This window comes from Faecalibacterium sp. HTF-F, from assembly GCF_023347535.1.
GTDB lineage: Bacteria > Bacillota > Clostridia > Oscillospirales > Ruminococcaceae > Faecalibacterium > Faecalibacterium wellingii.
On sequence record NZ_CP094473.1, the window covers coordinates 1,087,584 to 1,103,039 of the forward strand.

14 protein-coding genes are annotated in these 15,456 nt (G+C 55.4%); 6 read left to right on the forward strand and 8 right to left on the reverse strand.

All coding sequences use genetic code 11. The features are described 5' to 3' along the window. Positions 1-221 precede the first annotated feature (221 nt). From MTP37_RS05120 to MTP37_RS05135, 4 genes are all read right to left on the reverse strand, one after another. On the reverse strand, positions 222-1,166 hold the full coding sequence (locus tag MTP37_RS05120) for a glycosyltransferase family 2 protein (protein ID WP_249238443.1): 945 nt from the start codon (positions 1,164-1,166) through the stop codon (positions 222-224). 24 nt (positions 1,167-1,190) lie between these two features. Then, positions 1,191-1,331, reverse strand: coding sequence for a hypothetical protein (locus tag MTP37_RS05125; RefSeq protein WP_249238444.1), 141 nt, complete (start codon positions 1,329-1,331; stop codon positions 1,191-1,193). Positions 1,332-1,674: 343 nt separating this feature from the next. After that, positions 1,675-2,349 carry a hypothetical protein gene (locus MTP37_RS05130; RefSeq protein WP_249238445.1) on the reverse strand — a complete coding sequence of 225 codons (675 nt, stop codon included), beginning with the start codon at positions 2,347-2,349 and terminating at the stop codon, positions 1,675-1,677. Positions 2,350-2,491: 142 nt separating this feature from the next. Beyond that, positions 2,492-3,049 (reverse strand): TetR/AcrR family transcriptional regulator, encoded by a 558-nt coding sequence (locus MTP37_RS05135; protein ID WP_249238446.1) that lies wholly within the window; start codon positions 3,047-3,049, stop codon positions 2,492-2,494. Between the two features lie 599 nt (positions 3,050-3,648). Between MTP37_RS05135 and MTP37_RS05140 the strand changes: the two genes are divergently transcribed. The 6 genes from MTP37_RS05140 to MTP37_RS05165 all read left to right on the forward strand — a co-directional run bounded on the left by MTP37_RS05140 (position 3,649) and on the right by MTP37_RS05165 (position 9,867). Then, positions 3,649-5,523, forward strand: a complete 1,875-nt coding sequence (locus MTP37_RS05140) for a beta-glucoside-specific PTS transporter subunit IIABC (protein ID WP_249238447.1) — start codon at positions 3,649-3,651, stop codon at positions 5,521-5,523. Further along, positions 5,520-6,974 carry a glycoside hydrolase family 1 protein gene (locus MTP37_RS05145; RefSeq protein WP_249238448.1) on the forward strand — a complete coding sequence of 485 codons (1,455 nt, stop codon included), beginning with the start codon at positions 5,520-5,522 and terminating at the stop codon, positions 6,972-6,974. The genes MTP37_RS05140 and MTP37_RS05145 overlap by 4 nt, the downstream gene beginning before the upstream one ends. Before the next feature lie 39 nt (positions 6,975-7,013). Further along, complete coding sequence (locus MTP37_RS05150) at positions 7,014-7,850, forward strand: PRD domain-containing protein (protein ID WP_249238449.1); 837 nt, start codon at positions 7,014-7,016, stop codon at positions 7,848-7,850. An 82-nt stretch (positions 7,851-7,932) separates the two neighbouring features. Beyond that, a complete protein-coding gene (locus tag MTP37_RS05155) occupies positions 7,933-8,865 on the forward strand; it encodes an AEC family transporter (RefSeq protein ID WP_249238450.1) in 933 nt (310 codons plus the stop codon). 52 nt (positions 8,866-8,917) lie between these two features. Further along, a complete protein-coding gene (locus tag MTP37_RS05160; RefSeq protein WP_249238451.1) occupies positions 8,918-9,331 on the forward strand; it encodes an SseB family protein in 414 nt (137 codons plus the stop codon). 59 nt (positions 9,332-9,390) lie between these two features. Then, the gene (locus tag MTP37_RS05165; protein WP_249238452.1) at positions 9,391-9,867 is read left to right on the forward strand and encodes a pyridoxamine 5'-phosphate oxidase family protein; all 477 of its coding nucleotides are present in this window, start codon (positions 9,391-9,393) and stop codon (positions 9,865-9,867) included. Between the two features lie 120 nt (positions 9,868-9,987). On the opposite strand, the gene MTP37_RS05170 is transcribed toward MTP37_RS05165, so the two are convergent. The 4 genes from MTP37_RS05170 to MTP37_RS05185 all read right to left on the reverse strand — a co-directional run bounded on the left by MTP37_RS05170 (position 9,988) and on the right by MTP37_RS05185 (position 15,379). Then, a complete protein-coding gene (locus MTP37_RS05170; protein WP_249238453.1) occupies positions 9,988-10,920 on the reverse strand; it encodes a carbohydrate kinase family protein in 933 nt (310 codons plus the stop codon). A gap of 421 nt (positions 10,921-11,341) precedes the next feature. After that, positions 11,342-12,295 (reverse strand): pyruvate kinase, encoded by a 954-nt coding sequence (locus tag MTP37_RS05175; RefSeq protein WP_249238454.1) that lies wholly within the window; start codon positions 12,293-12,295, stop codon positions 11,342-11,344. Between the two features lie 168 nt (positions 12,296-12,463). Next, positions 12,464-13,855, reverse strand: coding sequence for an alanine/glycine:cation symporter family protein (locus tag MTP37_RS05180; RefSeq protein WP_249238455.1), 1,392 nt, complete (start codon positions 13,853-13,855; stop codon positions 12,464-12,466). A gap of 192 nt (positions 13,856-14,047) precedes the next feature. Continuing rightward, positions 14,048-15,379, reverse strand: a complete 1,332-nt coding sequence (locus tag MTP37_RS05185; RefSeq protein WP_249238456.1) for an MATE family efflux transporter — start codon at positions 15,377-15,379, stop codon at positions 14,048-14,050. Positions 15,380-15,456: the final 77 nt, after the last annotated feature.

Consider the following 15,456-nt stretch of genomic DNA (forward strand, 5'->3'; position numbering starts at 1 on the left):
CTCAAGTTTTAATGTCTGAACTAGAGTTTCGCTCGCATTCGGGGGCCATGCCCCGTTACGATACTATTATAAACAAAAACCGTGCACATTGCAAGGTCGCAAGATAGATAATAGTTTAACAAACATTTGCTGCTGATGCACGGAAATGTGTGTATTTTGACCGAAAGGGGGGAATAAGCTGAATCAATGCTGTGATTAGGGCCGGCAGTTGATCCCAAAGCTTACCTCCCGTCTGCTTCTGTCTCCGCAGTGATGTAAATGGGGCGGTGCTTCACTTCCAGATAGGCCTTGGCCAGATATTCACCCACGATACCCGTACACAGCAGCTGCACACCGCTGCACAGCAGAATGATGCATACCATACTGGGCCAGCCGGAAGTAGGGTCGCCGAAAATCAGTGCACGCACTATCACGAAGATGATGCCGATGAATGCCAGAACGCAGAAAAGTACACCAAGGCCTGCCGCCATGACCAGTGGCGCGGTAGAAAAACCCACGATGCCTTCGATGGAATATTTGAACAGGCTCCAGAAATTCCATTTTGTCTGGCCTGCCACACGTTCCACATTTTTATAATCGAACCATTTTGTGCGGAATCCTACCCAGCTGAAAATGCCTTTGCTGAAGCGGTTATACTCACTCATGCTCAGCACGGCATCCACCATTTTTCGGCTCATCAATCGAAAATCCCGGGCACCATCTACAATTTCAGTATCCGACATTTTGTTGATGATTTGATAAAATTTATGAGCAAACCAGCTGCGTATCGGTGGTTCGCCCTCCCGGGTCGTGCGGCGGGTAGCTGCACAGTCATATTCGCCGGTCAGCAGCGTGTCCAGCATGTCCGGCAGAAGTGACGGTGGGTCCTGCAGGTCGGCATCCAGCGTTGCCACATAGTCGCCTTTCGCTGCCTGCAGACCTGCATAGATGCCGGCTTCCTTGCCAAAATTGCGGCTGAAGGAAATGTATCGTACCCGATCATCCTGCCGGTGCAGTTTCCGCGCTGTATGCAGAGTACCGTCCTTTGAACCATCATCCACAAAGATGATCTCAAAGTCTGCATTATGAGATTTTTTCATATTCTTTGCCACGCGGCACGCTTCCTGATAAAAAAGGGGCATGGCCTCTTCTTCATTATAACAGGGTACGATCAGACTGATTAACATATCGCCCGTTTTCTCCTTTTCCATTCATTCGTCTTTTTGGAGCAGGTAAATAACTGCCAGACCTTTTTCTGAGATTTTTTCTACTGTTTTGTAATTTTCCTGTTTGGCAAATTCATACACTTCAGCCTCGGTCATCTGCGTTTCGGGGTAGGTTGCAACTGCCAAGATCATTTCCTTGTTTCCCGTTTTCTCCGTCAGGTAGCTCTCCGAAATATCATTGGAAATATCATCTGTTACACAGATACTGTCAAAGTACAAAAGCTGCGGGAGAAGTGAGGTAATAGACGGGTTACTTATCTTTGATCAAAATATGCATTTTTTTGAGTATAGCATACTTTTCGTCCGACTTCCAGTGCAAGTCTGCGTCTGGAATGCATATTCCCCGCATTGAAGATCAAGCTCCTTTTGTTATTCGCACACAGCTTTCTAAAACAAAAAGCAGCCGCATAGCAAATACTACACGACTGCTCATATGTCTGTCCGGTCGAAGGATGACAGCACCGCAGGCTTAGTTCTCTGCACCGCCCTCGGCCTTCATGGCGTTGTAGCCGATCAGGACGGTCCACACATAAGCGCAGGTCTTGGGGATCATCAGCATACCGATCAGCGGGTTCACTTCAGCCCACAGCACGACGGGGATATAGAAGCCGAAGCTCAGCACGATGGTGAGCCACATCCAGCGGAAAGCCCGGTCGCTGTGCTCCTTTGCACTGTGGTAGAACAGCACGATGACCAGCAGGCCAAGCAGTGCAAAGGGGATGTTCCGCAGGATGCCCCAGGCGAGGGGAGTCTTGTTGGTGAGCCACTGGTTCTGAGGCATCATGCACAGCAGCACACGCGCAGCGGACAGGACATACACGGCAATGGTCAGACCCTTCCGGCCCTCCACATGGTAGCGCTTGCGCCAGACATAATACAGCAGCACGTAAAAGACGGTCATGGTGATGGAAGTGATCCACTTGCCCAGACCCAGAGGAACTGCGTAGTTTTCCAGACCGGTGGTGCACAGTGCCAGTGCACGGGGGACAAGGTGGAAGGAATCGCCTGCACCCAGCACCATAGCCATAAGGCCGAACAGCTTGAACTGCGAGCCGCTCTTGCTGCTGCGGATCATACGGATGCCCACCGTGAGCACGGTGACCAGATAGAAGATGTCGAAAACGGTTTCAATGATTGCACGCATAGGGTTTGCTCCTTTTTAGATTGGATTGGAGAAAATATGATATAGTATATGGGAACAGGATACTTTCATCCTGCGGCACCAATCAAGTTGAACACTGTTCATTTTAGACTTAAAAAATTCCCACAAATCTGTGGGACATTTTTCAGTAGACAGCCCGCCGTACGATCTCCAGCACGGTAGATGGGTCAAAGTCCTGCCGTACCAGAGCGGACAGCATCAGCGAGAACAGCATCTCTGCAAATTTTTCAACGGTAAACTCCGCTGTGAAGGCGTCAGCCCGGATTCTGGTATCATTCCGCAGCACCGTGCACAGGGCATCCAGAATGTGCTGCCATGCCCGCTGCATCTGCTGCTTTCCATCGGCGGTGTCCTGCTGGACAAAGCCCAGCGCATGATGGGTGAAAAATCCCGGATACCGCTGGCAGCCGTACTCCAGCTGCTTGTACATCCACCGGACGCAGGACAGGGTGTCCTGAAAGACAGCCTCATCCTCCGGATGATGGAAGATATCGTTCCAGATGCTTTCCACCGTGGCACTCAACAGATCGGTCTTGGATTCAAAGTAATTGTAGATGCAGCCCACCGAGACTCCGCAGGCAGCAGCCACCGAACGGATGTTGATACCGGCCCATCCGTTTTGCTGGATGAGTTTTCTGCTGATCTGCAGGATGTTCTCTTTTGATGTTGCCATTGGATTCATCCGATCACCTCAACGTGAACATTGTTCATAATGCGTAGTATACACACCGGATGGGGAATTGTCAAGAGATATTTTGAGCTTTCGTACCTCTCCATGCCCTCCTGCTTTGCAAAGATTTTTCGGGTACATCCTGACTGCTGCCTGACAAAAATGCGGTGGTACAGCCTGCGCAGGCGGCAAAAGATAGGATAGAACCATTATAGCAAGCGGCCCATGCACACGCAAGAGAGGCGTTCCGGCTTTTACATCCTAAAACCGGCGTGCGGCGGCATAGGAAGAAAGAAAAACAGCTCTGCGAAAAAATAGACGATTGTACGGAGTTCATAATTTTTTAAGATTTATTTTGTGAAAAAGTAATATTGAAAAACCAAATCAGGGCTGATATACTAGTACTATGATATCCAGTTGGACATGTTACTGGTAATGCAGGCAGGATCTGACGGAATGACGAATACCTTTTCTTTTGGGTGGATTATAGCCAGATACTATGATTCCGGGAGAAGCTGTATACGGAGTCATTCTGTTGGATCCTTTTTCTTTTGCTCGTTTCGGCCGGACGGCAGGGGAATGCCATCACACACAAGATAAAGGAGAACACAATGAAAAACTACAAGCAGACTGCCTCCGACGTGCTGCGTCTGGTTGGCGGCGAAAAGAACGTTGTGCAGGTCGAGCACTGCTCCACCCGCCTGCGCTTCACTCTGGCAGACACCTCCAAGGTGGATGTTGCTGCCCTGAAAAAGACTGCCGGCGTCATGGGCGTTATTTCCAGCGGCCCGCAGTGTCAGGTGGTCATCGGCAACGATGTCATCGAAGTGTACGATGAGCTGCTCAAGCTGGGCACCTTCAACGCAGGTCAGGCAGCGGCTCCCGCTGCTCCCAAGGGCAAAAAAGAGATCGGCGGCATTATTCTGGACTACATGGTCGGCATCTTCCAGCCGCTGGTCCCCGCCATTGCAGGTGCAGGCGTTCTGAAGGCCCTCATGGTGCTGCTGAGCACTCTGGGCGTGATGAGCAGCGGAGACATCGCCTATAAGGTGTTCGTCGGCGTGGCAGATGCGGCTCTGTACTACCTGCCCGTCATGGTCGCCTTCACCACTGCAACCAAGTTCAACTGCAACAAGCTGGTGGCTGTGGCTCTGGCTGCTGCCATGATCCACCCCAGCGTTTCCGCTCTGCTGGCTACCGAGGGCGGTGCCTACTTCCTCGGCATCAAGCTGCAGAACATCGCTTACGGCGGCCAGGTGTTCCCGGCCATCCTGACCGTCATTTTCATGTCCTTCATTGAAAAGTGGGCCAACAAGTGGTGCCCCAAGGCCATCCGCGTGTTCTTTGTGCCCATGTTGTGCTTCGGCATCGGCTTCCCTGTGGCACTGGTCGTCCTCGGACCTCTGGGCTACAACATCGGTGCCCTGCTGACCACTGTGATCCTTGCTCTGTACAACACTCTGGGCTGGCTGGCCGTTGCTCTGCTGGCTGCTGTGCTGCCCTTCATGATCTCCATGGGCATGCACAAGGCTCTGGTCCCCTATGCAGTTGCTTCTATTTCCGACCCCGGTTTTGAAATGCTGTACATGCCCGCTTCTCTGGCACACAACATTTCCGAGGGCGGTGCCTGCCTAGGTGTTGCTCTGAAGACTAAGGATGAAAACCTGCGCGCTACCGCAATTTCCGCTGGCATCTCCGGCCTGTTCGGCATCACCGAGCCTGCTCTGTACGGCGTCACCCTGCAGCACAAGAAGGTCATGATGTCCGTTGTGATCTCCAGCTTTATCGGCGGTCTGTTCGTTGGCCTGATGAAGGTCAAGGCATTCGTTGCTATGGGCCCCGGTCTGGCCGGCATGGCCATGTTCGTTGACCCGGACAACTCCAAGAACATTCTGTGGGCTGCCATCGGTCTGGTGATCTCTATTGTGGCCTCCTTCGCACTGTCCTTCTTCCTGTACAAGGATGAGACTCCCGCTGAGGGCGAGACCGCAGAGACCGCTCCCGAGGCTGCTGCAGACGCAGCTGCTGCGGATTCCACCATCAGCAGCCCCCTGCAGGGCAAGGCCATTGCACTGGATCAGGTGAAGGACGAAGTGTTCTCCCAGAAGATCCTGGGCGACGGCATCGCTGTGGTGCCCGAAAAGGGCGAGCTGTATGCCCCCGCAGACGGCGTGATCGAGTCCGTGTTCGGCACCAAGCACGCTGTTTCCATGAAGACCGCTGCCGGTGCCGAGCTGCTGATGCACATCGGCATGGATACCGTCAAGCGCGACGGCAAGGGCTTTGATCCGCAGGTCAAGGACGGTGAGACCGTCAAGAAAGGCCAGCTGCTGATGAAATTCGACCTTGACGGAATCAAGGCAGACGGTTATGATGTAACTACCCCCATCGTCGTGACCAACGCCGATGAGTTCACCATCAAGACTGTGGCCGAGGGCATGGTTGTGCCCGGCGCTGCACTGCTGAAACTGGAGGCTGTAAAATGAGTTTCCCCAAAGGTTTTTTCTGGGGCGGCGCTGTTGCTGCGAACCAGGTAGAAGGCGCATGGAATGTGGACGGCAAGGGCCCCAGCGTGGCGGACGTTGCCACCTATAAGCCCAATACGGACGTGAAGGATTACAAGTCCCATGTTGCCATGGACGACGCACACATTGCTGCCGCCATGGCCGACCCGGATGATACCTATTATCCCAAGCGCCGCGGCATCGACTTCTATCATCATTATAAAGAAGATCTTGCCCTGTTTGCCGAGATGGGCTTTACCATGCTGCGCGTCTCCATCGCATGGACCCGCATCTTCCCCACCGGCGAGGAAGCCCAGCCCAACGAGAAGGGCCTGCAGTTCTACAGCGACCTCTTTGCCGAGATGCACAAGAACGGCATTGAGCCGCTGGTTACGCTGAGCCACTACGAAATGCCGCTGGCACTGGCCACCAAGTACAACGGCTGGGTGGACCGCCGCGTCATCGATTGCTTTGCAAAGTTCTGCCATGTGTGCTTTGAGCGCTACAAGGATCAGGTCAAGTACTGGCTCACCTTCAACGAGGTGGACAGCGTCATCCGCCACCCCTTCACCACCGCCGGCATCATCCCCAGCCGTGTGCCCGAGGATAAGATGCTGGAGACCTGCTATCAGGCTCTGCATCACCAGCTGGTGGCCAGCGCTATGGTGGTAAAGGACTGCCACGAGATCATCCCCGGCAGCAAGGTGGGCTGCATGCTCACCAAGCTCACTACCTACGCCCGCACCTGTGCACCCGACGATGAGCTGGCTACGCAGGCAAAGAATCTGGAAAACCTGTTCTATGCCGATGTGCATGTCTGGGGCGAGTACCCCCGCCTGATCCTCAAGATGTTCGAGCGCAAGGGCATCCACGTGGAAATGCTGCCCGAGGATGCCGCCACCCTGAAGGCAGGCTGTGTGGACTTTGTTTCCTGCAGCTACTATATGACCATGACCGAGTCTGTGGACCCGAACGCAGAGCGCACCCCCGGCAATACTGTGCTGGGCGTCAAGAACCCGTATCTGCCCTCCACCGACTGGGGCTGGCAGATCGACCCCAAGGGCCTGCGCTACAGCCTGATCGAGCTGTATGACCGTTACCGCAAGCCGCTGATGGTGGTGGAAAACGGCATGGGCGCCAAGGACGTGGTGGAGGCCGACGGCTCCATCCATGACCCCTACCGTGTGGAGTACTTCCGCCAGCACATCAGCGAGATGGGCAAGGCCATCGATGAGGGTGTTGAAATGTGGGGCTACACCACATGGGCACCCATCGACCTGATCTCTGCATCCACCAACCAGATGTCCAAGCGCTATGGCTTCATCTATGTGGATCAGGATGATATGGGCAACGGTACTCTGGCCCGCAGCCGTAAGGACAGCTTCTACTGGTACAAAAAGGTCATTGCTTCCAACGGCGAAGAGCTGGACTAAGCGGCAGTCTTAAGGTTTCAACGGAAGGAGGAGGGACCGATGCACATTCAGAAGGTGCTGAACAGCAGTGTTGTGCTGGTGCAGGATGACAGCGGCGAGGAATCCATCCTGCTGGGCAAGGGCATCGGCTATGGCCGCAAGGCAGGCGAGCCCATTGAACGGAAGCCCTCAGACCGCGTGTTCCTTCCATTGTCCAACCCGGACGCACAGCCTATGCTGGAGCTGTTTTCCAGCATTCCGGCATCCTATCTGGAATTGACGCAGGACATTGTGGACGACGCAGAGCAGTCGCTGGGAGTCAAGCTTTCGGCGCACATCTATCTGCTGCTGACCGACCACCTGCATTTTGCAGTGGAGCGCCAGCAAAAGGGTCTTGTGGTGACCAACCGCATCTTCTGGGAAATCAAGCATTTTTATCCCAAGGAGTACGCGGTGGGCCAGCGCGGCCTGCAGAAGGTAAAGGCAAAGCTTGGCATTGAGCTGCCGGACGAAGAGGCAGGCAACATCGCCTTCCATATCGTCAACGCCCGGCAGGACCCGCAGGCCGGCTACGATGCCATGCGGGCAGCGCAGCTGATCGGTGAGCTGTCCAACATTGTCACCTACAGTATGCACTGCCCGGTGAGCACCGAGAGCATCCACTATGCGCGGTTCGTGAGCCACCTGCAGTATTTTGCCGAGCGGTTCTTCTCCGGCAAGCTGATGGACAGCGAGGACGACTTTTTGTTCCAGCAGATGCAGCAGAATTATCCGGCAGCGGTGACCTGCGCGGAAAAAATACGCACCTTTGTGCTGCGCAAGTACGGCGTGTTTTTGCCCAACGAGGAAACCGCCTATCTGGCGTTGCATGTGGCGCGGCTGACAAGCGGCAAATAAAATCAAAAGGGGAGAGCTGCCTTGCAGAAAGGCGGCTCTCCTTTTGGGCTTTTACAACACAAGACGGAAAAGAGGAAAAACAATGCAGATCAGCATTCTTTTGGCCCAGCAGATCGCGCAGCTGTTTCTGATCCTGATCATGGGCTACGCCGTGGTCAAAGCAGGGCTGCTGAAGGCAAGTGACAGCAAAGTGCTCTCGGTGGTTATGGTATATCTGGTCACGCCCTGTGTCATCATCAATGCGTTCCAGATCAACGACACGCCAGAGATCCGCAAGGGACTTTTGTACTCCATGGCTATTGCGGCGGCTATCCATATAGTGCTGCTGGGGATCAGTGCACTGCTGAGCCGTCCGCTGAAGCTGGATGCCGTGGAACAGGTGAATGTGATCTACAGCAACGCGGCGGCGCTGGTGATCCCGCTGGTCAGGGCCCTGCTGGGCGATGAGTATGTCATCTATTCCTGCGCATTTATCATTGTACAGCTGATCCTGCTGTGGACGCATGCCAGTTCTCTTTTGCAGGGCGACCGTGCGCTGGACTGGAAAAAAGTTTTTTCCAACATCAATATGATCGCCATTGCGGCCGGTGCGCTGCTGTACTGGTTCCGTGTGGCGCTGCCTGCGCCGCTGCAGAACACCATGAGCACCATGGGTGATATGATAGGCCCCATGGGCATGCTGCTGGCGGGTATGGCCATTGCAGAAAAGCCGCTGCGGGATGTGTTCTGTACCCGCCGCAACTACCTGCCCACCGTGCTGCGGCTTGTGGTGTGCCCGCTGGTCGTGCTGGTGCTGCTATTGGTCTGCCATGCTTCCAGCTGGGTGGCTGATGGCAAAAACATCCTCATGACGGTGTACCTTGCCGCCATTACCCCCGCCTGCGCCACCGTTACCTCCATGGCCCAGCTGTACGACCGCGATGCAGCGCATTCCAGCGCGTTGTATGTGCTCACCACGCTGCTTTCCATCATCACAATGCCGGTGATGATCGGCCTGTTCGATCTGCTGCTGTGATGAGCTGCACGTATTCCCTCCGCCAAAACACAATGGAAAGGAACCAACTTCAATGAATCGACCCAAAGACGAAGGCCTGAACGGAAACGAAAAAATCGAGCAGGCGGTGTACGCCCTGCAGCAGGAGGCCACACAGGAACAGCTGGCCCACACCCTCACCGTCATCCGGCGGCGCATGAAGGAACACGGCCAGTTCGTCGTGGCGGTGGAGCCTAATTTGGGCAGTGAGCAGATGCAGCTCCGGACCATCCGGACAGCCGACGGTGCAAGCTGGTGGTATGCATTCACCAGCTTTGAGGAAGAACTGAAGGGAGCCGAGCCGGTGCAGTCCACCTTTCTTGTGGATATGGACAAGCTGTTTGATGCAGCACTAGCCGTGCCGGAGATCAGCGGCATCATCCTGAACCCATGGAACCGCACCATTCAGCTGGATAAAACGCTGATCCGCATTACCAAAGGAAGCTGACCGCCAAAGGGCAGCAGACTACTTATGATGAAAGTGCAATATCGGGGAGGAAAGCAAAGATGTTCAGACTCATGAGAAGAGCGAACCGGGAAATCCCGGAGGAAGCCGCAAAACATCTGCTGAAGCGGTCCCGGCGGGGCGTGCTGGCCGTCAACGGCGATGACGGCTATCCATTTGCCATTCCGGTCAACTATTTCTACGATCAGGAACAGGATAAGATCTATTTTCACGGTGCAAAGTCCGGACATAAAGTGGATGCACTGAAAAAGAACGATAAGGTCTGCTTTACCGTTTACGGCAATGAGCACTTTGAGCCGGGCGATTGGGCCCCCTATGTGCAGAGCACAGTGGTCTTTGGCCGCTGCAGGCTGGTCGAGGATGCAGCCGCCACCGAGGCCCGCGTGCGGGAACTGGGCCTGAAGTATTATCCCGGCAGGGAAGAGGTGGAAAAAGAAATCGCAAAAGCCATCAAGGGCGTACAGCTCTACGAGATCACGATCGAACACCTGACCGGCAAGCAGATCCAGGAAAAGTAAAAGGCCTTCCGGATCGCATCTGCGTGGAAACTGAAAAGACAAAAAGACAGAGGCAGCATAAAAGCTCCTCTGTCTTTTTTAGATGATGGCTTTATAGCAGGTGCTTATGAAAACGGTTTCTCAGTCCACCACGGGGATGTCCAGCCCGAATTCCAGCGGGCGGAAGCGGGGACAGACGTTCTCGGTGATGCAGATGACCGATGCAGCCAGACGACTGCCAATCTCACAGGACTCGGCCAGAGTCTTGCCGTAGGTCTGGCCGATGACTGTGCCGGCGAAGAAGGCGTCACCGGCACCGGTGGTGTCGAGAACGTCTACCTTCTTGGCGGGCACGATGCCGGATCCGCCGTTGGCACGGGCGTACACGGCACCCTGACCGCCCATGGTGATCACCATGCTGGGAATGTTGGCACTGTGTACATTGGCAGCCAGCACTTTGCGCATTTCCTCGGGGCTCAGGTGGTCGTAGTCGTCCGAAAAGAGCAGCCCGGCTTCCTGCTGGTTGCACACAAAGCAATCGATCTGCTGCAAAAAGTCCCGGCGCTCCATAGCGATGCTCATGTTGGAAATGGCAGCAAAGACCTTCTTATGGTACTTTTTGGCATAGTGCAACACCTGCTTTACAGTTTCCTTTTCCAGATCCAGCTCCAGTGCAATGGCGTCACAGTCGGCAAAGATCTCATCTCCCTTTTCCTTCAGCAGGCCGGTGAGGGGAGTGGTGTCCGGCCGCTTGGAAATGGCTGCGTGCACATCGCCGTCGTTGTCAAAGATGGCCAGCCAGGTGCCCATGCCGTCCGGCACACGCAGGATGTAGCGGGTGTTCACCTTATGATTTTCCAGCTTGTTGATCACATCCTGTCCCATGCCGGTGTCGTCCACCAGACTGACAAAGGTAGGACGCAGCTCTACATTGGCGATATCTTCCACTACATTGCGGCTCACACCGCCATGCACCTGCTCAATGCGCCCAGCGTTGCGTCCGCCGGGAATGTAGGCAGACAGGGGATACCCCTTGATATCCACAAAAACAGCTCCGATGACTACGATGCCCATAAACGATAAACCTTTCTGAATTCAGTTGATTTTACCTTTATTATACAGGAAGCAGACAAAAGAAGCTATCCTTTTGCCGATTTTTGCGGAAAAACTTCTGTGCGGGACGATTTGAAAACGCCCTCCGCTGCGCTCTGGGCATCGTCAGAGGAAGAACTATTTTTTATTTGGGATTCCGAAAAGTCTGCGGACTTTTCGGAATCCCTTTTTCACGGAAAGGGGTCGTGACCGAGAGTGGCAGCTTTCATTTCTGCATTTTGGAAAGCCTGTAATAATTGTTGTAGATGTCGTTTTCCGCTACGGGCCCTCCCGTGAAAAGGCCAATCGGGAAAATCCGCAGATTTTCCCGATTGGCAAATATAAATAATATTCCGCTAAAAATGCCCAGAGCGCAGCGGAGGGCATTCTAAATCAGCACGTATCACATCGCGGTGCGTGCCGTGCGCACCAGATATTCCATGGCCTGCACCGGGTAGTGTCCGGCGGCCGTTTCGCCGGTCAGCATGACGCTGGCGGCACCGTCTAATACGGCGTTGTAGATGTCGCTCACCTCGGCCCGGGTGGGTACGGCGCGGGTGCACATGCTGTCCAGCATCTGGGTCACCACCATAAAAGGCACACCGGCAGCCCGGCAGACAGCAGAAAGCTGCTTCTGGCAGCGGGGCAGCTCCCACAGCGGCATGGCGTTGCCAAGGTCGCCCCGGGCAATGACGATCTCATCTGCAAGGTGCAGAAATTCCGGCAGGGCACGTACCCCAGCCATGTTTTCAATTTTGGCAAAAATGCGGATGTCTGCTGCGTCTGCCTGCTCTAAGGCGCTGCGCAGGGCCAGAATGTCTGCCTTGCCGCGCACAAAGGGCAGCATCACGCCGGTAACACCGCACTGCTTTGCAATTTTCAGGTTCTGCAGGTCCTCTTCGGTCAGGGCAGGAGAGTGCACGGCAAGGCCCGGCGCAGCAATGCTCTTGCGGCTCTGCAGCGTTCCGCCGCGTACCACTGTGCACAAAAGGGCACCCGGCAGGGTCTGCGTCACCTGCACCAGAAGTTTCCCGTCGTCCAGCAGAAGCTGCTGTCCGGGTGCAGCGGCCTGCACCAGAGCTGCCGGGCAGGGAATGCCGTCTGCGCCAAGGCGTACAGAACTGCCCTCAACCAGAGTGACAGGCTCTGCCAGCGTGCCGATGCGCAGCTCCGGACCCTGCAGGTCGATGAGAAGCTGCCGGATGCCGGCTGCGCGGATCATTGCCAGCCAGTCAGCGTGTGCGGTCAGCGGTCCGTGGGAAAGATTCATGCGGATGCCGGTCATGCCGGCTTCCACCATGCGCTGCAGGGTCTCCAGCTGCCCACAGGCCGGGCCGATGGTTCCATAAAAATCCAAGATCCTTTTCCTCCGTCCATTTTCGGTGCTGTTTATCCAATGAACCTATTGTAACATGAATTGTCTGGATTGAAAAGAGCCGGACGCGGGCAGAATAAGGGGATAATAAAAGAGGCTGTTGCACATCGTTTTAGCCGAAAGCGCAACAGCCTCTTTTGTTGTGGGCAATCAGCCCTCAGATGCAAAAAATTCCCGGGTCAGCCTGACCACTGTGCCGGAAAGCAGCAGCAGCGCGAGCAGGTTCGGAATGCTCATCAGGCCGTTGAAGGTATCCGCAATGCTCCACAGCAGGCCCAGATCCATCGTTGCGCCCAGAATGGACACAAAGGAGTAGACCAGAAAGAAGGGCTTTGCCACCTTATCGCTGCGGCACAGGAACACCAGAAACCGGGAACCGTACAGGCCCCAGCCGATGATGGTGGAAAAGGCAAAGCAGCACAGCGCCACAGCGGTAAAGACCGATGCCCACCCGCCGTAGGTGGTGGTGAAGCCGCTGATGGTCAGCTCTGCACCGGCAGCAGTGCCGTAATTCACGGGAGTGCCGCTGCACAGGATGACCATGGCGGTCAGGGTGCAGATGACGATGGTATCCGCAAATACTTCAAAGATGCCGAACATGCCCTGCTTGACCGGCTTTTTGGTGTCGGCGCAGGCGTGGGCGATGGAGCCGGTGCCAAGGCCGGCCTCGTTGGAGAAGATGCCGCGGGAGACGCCCTTCTGCATGCTGACGAACAGGCTGCCGATGGTGCCGCCGGTGAAGGCAGCGGGATCGAACGCACCGGCAACGATGGACTTGAACACATAGGGCAGACGCTCAAAATTCAGCACCATGACGCCCACGGCCAGCGCGATATAGAACAGCGCCATAAAGGGCACCAGCTTTTCGCTCACGCTGCCAATACGCTTGATGCCGCCCAGCAGCACCAGCGCTACCAGCAGGGTCACGATGATGCCCACCACAAGGTTCAGGGTGGAAAGAGAACCGCTGCCCACGATGCCATACTCCAGCAGGGCGGTGTCAACGGCCGCAACGATGGTGTTTACCTGTGTGGCATTGCCGGTGCCGAACACGGTCAGCACGCCGAACAGGGAATACAGCACAGCAAGAAACTGCCAATGCTTGCTCAGGCCGTTTTTAATGTAGTACATGGGGCCGCCTACCCATTCGCCGGTCTCGCTGCGCTCACGGTAGTACACCGCCAGCGTGACTTCGGCGAACTTGGTGCACATGCCCAGCAGGGCAGAGCACCACATCCAGAACACCGCACCCGGGCCGCCGATGGCGATGGCACCTGCCACACCGGCGATGTTGCCGGTGCCCACGGTGCCCGCCAGTGCGGTGCACACCGCCTGAAACGGCGTCATGGCACCATCGGAAGCATCCTTTTTGCGGAACATGCGTCCGATGGTAGTTTTGATGGCGTAGGGGAATTTGCGGATCTGCAAAAAGCCCGTGCGCACGCTCAGGAGCAGGCCCACGCCGATGATGCACACCATGGCAGGTACGCCCCAGATGAATTGGTTGACCGCATGATTGACGGCCGTGATCGTTTCGATCATATTTTCCCACATCCTCTGTTAAATTGCGCTTTTCCAGCCGTAATGCCGGAAAACAAACAATTTATTTTACATCAGAATTTATACGCTGTCAAATAAAAATTGCAAAAAAGAAGGAAGAACCTTTGCGGCTCTCCCTTGTGCTGTGGACGTTTGTTTTACTTTGCCTTCGCCGTCCGGCGCTTTCAGGAAAGCTCAGCGCTTTTCAATTGCCCGGCGGTACACCGGGTAGGCCACCAGCGCAGAAAGTGCCTCGGTGATCCAGAAGGCATGCCACACGCCGTTTGCGCCCAGAAAATGGCACAGCACAGCGGCCAGCGGCATAATGAAAAGAAGATAGCGGCACAGCGAAATGACCAGCGATTCGGTGCCTTTGCCAAGGCCCTCCAAGGCACCGGAAGAGGTGGTGGAGACGGCAGAAACCACAAAACCCAGACAGATGATGCGCAGGGCGGTCTGGCCGATGGTGATGGTCTCGGGGTTGGAGGTGAACAGCTGCATCAGCGGGCGGGACGCGAACAGGCAGATCAGGGTCCCGGCTGCCATGATGGCTGCACTCATAATGAGGGTGAGCTCATAAAGCTTTTTCACACGGGCGTGCTGTCGGGCACCGTAGTTGTAACCAATGAGCGGGCGCATGCCCTGCACAATGCCGTTAGCGGGCAGATACAGGAAGGTCTGCAGCTTATAGTAGATGCCCAGCACCACCACATAGCTCTGGGAAAAGCCCGCCAGCAGTCCGTTCAGGAAAGTGACCAGCAGGGAGGGCAGGGCCAGATTGAGAATGGCGGGCACACCGATGCCGTAAAGCCTTTTGTCCAGTGCGGCGTTCGGGCGCAGGCAGCTGCGGCGCAGGCGCACTGGGAGCTCGGTGCGGGCATAGACGAAAAGGTAGACACACAGGCTCAGCAGCTGACCGATGCCGGTGGCAAGGGCTGCACCTGCAATGCCCATGGCAGGCACCGGGCCTAAGCCGAAGATCAGGATGGGGTCCAGAAGGATGTTGCACACACAGCCGAAGATCAGCGCCGCCATGGTCACCTTCATGCGGCCCACGGCCTGAAACATCTTTTCAAAGGCCAGTGCCGCCATGTTGATGGTGGCAAACAGGAATACGATGGTGGAGTAGGTGATGCCGGAGGAGATCAGGCTTTCGTCACCGGTGAACCGGCGCAAAAAGCCCGGCATGATGGCGATGCTGAGAATGGTGATGAGAATGCCGTGTATCAGGCTCAGAGCCATACCGTGGGTGGCTGCGGTCTCAGCCTTTTTGCGGTCGCCTGCGCCCAGATACAGTGCGATCATGGCATTGATGCCGATACCGAAGCCGATGGCGATGGCGTTGGCAAAATTCTGGATCGGGAATACCAGCGACAACGCAGTCATGGCGTCCTCGCTGATGCGGGCCACGAACAGGCTGTCTACAATGTTGTACAGACTGTTCACCAGCATGGAAATAACATTGGGCAGCGCCATGGATACCAACAGCGGCAGCACCGGTTTTTCTTTCATAAAGGTTTCGTTCATAGTGTTTGCATTGCTCCTGTAGAGAAAAGAAATGAATTACTGCAGCCGCGGAATCGTCAGGGCGAGACTGCTCGAAG

Coding starts and splice junctions, on each gene's coding strand:
- MTP37_RS05120 (WP_249238443.1), bottom strand. CDS start 1,166: ATGTTAATCAGTCTGATCGTACCCTGTTATAATGAAGAAGAGGCCATG.
- MTP37_RS05130 (WP_249238445.1), bottom strand. CDS start 2,349: ATGCGTGCAATCATTGAAACCGTTTTCGACATCTTCTATCTGGTCACC.
- MTP37_RS05135 (WP_249238446.1), bottom strand. CDS start 3,049: ATGAATCCAATGGCAACATCAAAAGAGAACATCCTGCAGATCAGCAGA.
- MTP37_RS05140 (WP_249238447.1), top strand. CDS start 3,649: ATGAAAAACTACAAGCAGACTGCCTCCGACGTGCTGCGTCTGGTTGGC.
- MTP37_RS05145 (WP_249238448.1), top strand. CDS start 5,520: ATGAGTTTCCCCAAAGGTTTTTTCTGGGGCGGCGCTGTTGCTGCGAAC.
- MTP37_RS05150 (WP_249238449.1), top strand. CDS start 7,014: ATGCACATTCAGAAGGTGCTGAACAGCAGTGTTGTGCTGGTGCAGGAT.
- MTP37_RS05155 (WP_249238450.1), top strand. CDS start 7,933: ATGCAGATCAGCATTCTTTTGGCCCAGCAGATCGCGCAGCTGTTTCTG.
- MTP37_RS05160 (WP_249238451.1), top strand. CDS start 8,918: ATGAATCGACCCAAAGACGAAGGCCTGAACGGAAACGAAAAAATCGAG.
- MTP37_RS05165 (WP_249238452.1), top strand. CDS start 9,391: ATGTTCAGACTCATGAGAAGAGCGAACCGGGAAATCCCGGAGGAAGCC.
- MTP37_RS05170 (WP_249238453.1), bottom strand. CDS start 10,920: ATGGGCATCGTAGTCATCGGAGCTGTTTTTGTGGATATCAAGGGGTAT.
- MTP37_RS05180 (WP_249238455.1), bottom strand. CDS start 13,855: ATGATCGAAACGATCACGGCCGTCAATCATGCGGTCAACCAATTCATC.
- MTP37_RS05185 (WP_249238456.1), bottom strand. CDS start 15,379: ATGAACGAAACCTTTATGAAAGAAAAACCGGTGCTGCCGCTGTTGGTA.